3 protein-coding genes are annotated in these 3761 nt (G+C 69.2%); 2 read left to right on the top strand and 1 reads right to left on the bottom strand.

Annotated features, from left to right (window positions below):
* The coding region (gene tyrS / locus PHQ87_RS14900) for a tyrosine--tRNA ligase (RefSeq protein ID WP_300236042.1) at nt 1-1173 on the bottom strand (1173 nt) is incomplete at its 3' end.
* Nucleotides 1174-1401: 228 nt separating this feature from the next.
* On the opposite strand from tyrS, the gene PHQ87_RS14895 reads away from it, so the two are divergent.
* Both PHQ87_RS14895 and PHQ87_RS14890 read left to right on the top strand, forming a co-directional pair.
* Nucleotides 1402-2778: a M23 family metallopeptidase gene (locus tag PHQ87_RS14895; RefSeq protein WP_300236039.1), complete on the top strand. Its 1377-nt coding sequence runs from the start codon at nt 1402-1404 to the stop codon at nt 2776-2778.
* Between the two features lie 156 nt (nt 2779-2934).
* Nucleotides 2935-3761: DUF2868 domain-containing protein (locus PHQ87_RS14890; protein ID WP_300236036.1), on the top strand; the 827-nt coding region annotated here is incomplete at its 3' end.

The raw sequence follows: 3761 nt of genomic DNA, 5'->3' as shown, positions 1-3761 counted from the left end.
CAGCTTCAGCCCCCTGTCGCCCACCACCGAGCCGTCGATGCGCACGCCGCCGCCATCGATCAGGCGGTTGGCCTCGCTCGTGGACGGCGCCAGCCCGGCCGACTTCAGCAGCGCGCCCACACCCAGCAGCGCGCCCGACAGGGCCACCTCGGGAATGTCGTCCGGCACCCCGCCCTTGCTGCGGTTGATGAAATCCTGCTCGGCCGCGTCGGCCGCCTGCGCGCTGTGAAACCGCGCCGTGATCTCCCTGGCCAGCATCACCTTGGCATCCTTCGGGTTGCGTCCGGCCTCGACCTCCCGCTTCAGCGCGGCGATCTCGTCCATCGAGCGGAACGACAGCAGCGTGTACCAGCGCCACATCAGCTCGTCGGAGATGCTCAGCACCTTGGCGAACATCGTGTTGGGGTCCTCGGTGATGCCGATGTAGTTGCCCTTGGACTTGGACATCTTCTCCACTCCGTCCAGGCCTTCGAGCAGGGGCATGGTCAGGATGCACTGCGGCTCCTGCCCGTACTCGGTCTGCAGGTGGCGGCCCATCAGCAGGTTGAACTTCTGGTCCGTGCCGCCGAGTTCCAGGTCGGCCTTGAGCGCCACCGAGTCGTAGCCCTGCATCAGCGGGTACAGGAACTCGTGCACGCTGATGGGCGTGCCGGCCTTGAAGCGGTCGTGGAAGTCGTTGCGCTCCATCATGCGCGCCACGGTGTACTTGGCCGCGAGCTGGATCATGCCCATCGAGCCCAGCGGCAGGCTCCACTCGCTGTTGTAGCGGATCTCGGTCTTGCTTTCGTCCAGCACCAGGCTGGCCTGGCGGTAGTAGGTTTCGGCGTTGGCCTTGATCTGCTCGGGCGTCAGCGGCGGGCGCGTGGCGTTGCGGCCCGACGGATCGCCGATCAGGCTGGTGAAGTCGCCGATCAGGAAGATCACCTGGTGGCCCAGGTCCTGCAACTGGCGCAACTTGTTGAGCACCACCGTGTGACCGATGTGGATGTCCGGGGCGGTGGGGTCCAGCCCCAGCTTGATGCGCAGCGGCTGGCCGGTCTGTTCCGACCGCACCAGCTTGCGCACCCATTCGTCCTGCGGGATCAGTTCATCACAGCCGCGCAGGCTCACGGCCAGCGCATGGCGGACGCCGTCCGTCAGTTCGGGGGTGGATCGTGCTACTTCTTGGTTCATTTTCTGGCCCTGGTCGCGGCGAAATCCGCGTTTTCCTGTAGGCGGACACCTACGCACTGGCTATACTTTTGAGGATCAGCGTGGATTTTAGTGGCCTTCATGCAACACTCTGGTTACATGTGGCCGATTTGCCTGTGGAACTTCAGGCCCGTCCTCGCATCCCTCACTGCTGTTTTGACGAGATTGTTGCTGGCGGCCTCCGGGGCCGCCGGGCGAGGAATAGCTGAATTGGCCGACGACCGACTGCCCCCATCCACCGCATCTGCCCTGCCTGCCCGCCTGACCCAGGGGCTGTCCCGCCATCCCAAGGCCATCATGGCCGCCATCGGCCTGCTGCTGCTGGGCACCGGCGTGACCGCCTTCGGCATTGCGCCGCTGGCCCCCGACGCGGCCGACCTGCCCGTGACGCGCGTGGTCGAACCGGCCAATACGCTGGACATCATCGCCACCCCCTTCGGCGGCCAGGAGCAGGGCGGGTTCACCCTCTACCGCAGCGAGACCGTGCGCCGCGACGACACTGCCCAAAGCCTGTTGGCGCGCCTGGGGGTCAACGACAGCGTGGCCGCCGACCTGCTGCGCAACGACCCGGCGGCCCGCCAGCTCTTCATGGGCCGCGGCGGCAAGACCGTGACCGCCGAAACCGATGCGCACCACCACCTGACGCGCCTGGTCGCACGCTGGCTGCCCGGCAACGGCCCGTCCGACGACCGGAGCTTTCAGCGCCTGGTCATCGAGCGCCAGCCTGACGGTCGGCTTGCCAGCCGCCTGGAACAGGGTGAACTGACCGCCAGCACCAGCCTGGCCAGCGGTACCATCCACAGCTCGCTGTTCGCCGCCACCGATGCCGCCAACCTGCCCGACAGCATTGCCGTTCAACTGGCCGAGATCTTCTCGTCCCACCTCGATTTCCGGCGCGACCTGCGCCAGGGCGACCAGTTCAGCGTCGTCTATGAAATCTTGCAGGCCGACGGCGAGCCCATGCGCCCCGGCCGGGTGCTCAGTGCCCAGTTCGTCAACGCCGGCAAACGTTTCGAGGCCGTCTGGTTCGAGAGCGACAACCACAAGGGTGCTTACTACGGCTTCGACGGCCAAAGCTCGCAGCCCCAGTTCCTGAGTTCGCCGCTGCAGTTTTCCCGTGTCAGCAGCGGCTACGGCATGCGCTTCCATCCGATCTCGGGCCGGCGCAAGGCCCACCTCGGCGTCGATTTCGCCGCCCCCACCGGCACGCCGGTGCGCACGGTGGCCGACGGCGTGGTCACCTTCGCCGGCTGGCAGCGCGGCTACGGCAACATCATCGAAGTCCAGCACCGTGACCGCAAGTCCACGGCCTATGCCCACCTCAGCCGCATCGACGTGCGCAAGGGTCAGAAAGTCGCACAAGGCGAGTTCATCGGTGCCGTCGGCACCACCGGCGCCTCCACCGGGCCACACCTGCATTTCGAGTTCAAGGTCGCCGGCGCCCACCAGGACCCGCTCGAGGTCGCCCGCCGCCACGAAACGGTGCCGCTGCCGGCAAGCCTGCGCCCGCAGTTCGAGCAGGTCGCCCAGGCCCAGCGACAGCAGCTTGATGCCGCCGCCAGCGTGCAGCAGGCCAGCGCCGAATAAAACGGCCTGAGCGCGCGGCGCCCGGCGGCCCGCGCCCTCTTCCGGCCCGATGTCGACATCATCCCGGCCGGCTTGGCATGCGCCATGGCCCCGCGCCTCGCTGCCACAGCCGCATAGCGGCCCTGCGCTACCATGCGGTCAACGCCCGACATCACCTTGACCGAGACCACCGCCCTCTCACCTTTCGATCGCCGCTGGCTGGCCGAGACGGTCCGGCTGCAGGAGACGCGCCATGGCCCGCTGGAAGATGCCGACGCGGTGCGCCAGGCCCGCCGCGCGCCACCGGTGCTGGAGGCGCGCCTGCTGGCCCGCGCCGATGCGCTGGCGCGGCGCGACGGCCTGCCCGGCCTCGTGCGGCAATGGAACGCGCATGCCCGCTGGGCGCTGCTGGCCCTGGCGCTGCTGGCCCTGGCCGGTGGCGCCGGCAGCGCGGTCTCGGTGCTGGGCGATGGCAGCCGGGCGGTCAACGTGGTCTGGGCCATCGGCGGGTTGCTGGGCCTGCACGGGCTGATGCTGGTGCTGTGGCTGGCCGGCCTGCTGCTGCCGGCCTCCGGGTTCGGCGGCCTGGGCCAGGCCTGGCTGTGGCTGACCGGGCGGCTGATGCGCGACCCCAAGGCCGCGCTGCTGCCGCAAGCCCTGGCCGGTCTGCTCGGCCGCGCCCGGCTGGCGCGCTGGTGGCTGGGCGCCATCAGCCACGGTGTGTGGGCGCTGGCGCTGCTGGCGGCCCTGGCCGCCCTGCTGGTGCTGCTGGCCACCCGGCGCTACGGTTTTGTCTGGGAAACCACCATCCTGCCAGCCGACAGCTTCGTGGCCCTGGTGCAAGGCCTGGGCACGCTGCCGGCCTGGCTCGGCTTTGCCGTGCCCGACGCCGACACCATCCGCGCCAGCGGCGCCGACCCGCTCGCCCAGGCATCCGCGCGCCACGCCTGGTCGGCCTGGCTCGTGGGTTGCGTGCTGGTCTATGGCCTGTTGCCGCGCCTGCT

Origin of the sequence: Hydrogenophaga sp. (genome assembly GCF_028698005.1) — a bacterium.
Classification (GTDB): Bacteria; Pseudomonadota; Gammaproteobacteria; order Burkholderiales; family Burkholderiaceae_C; genus Hydrogenophaga.
This window is presented reverse-complemented; position numbering and strand designations above follow the sequence as displayed.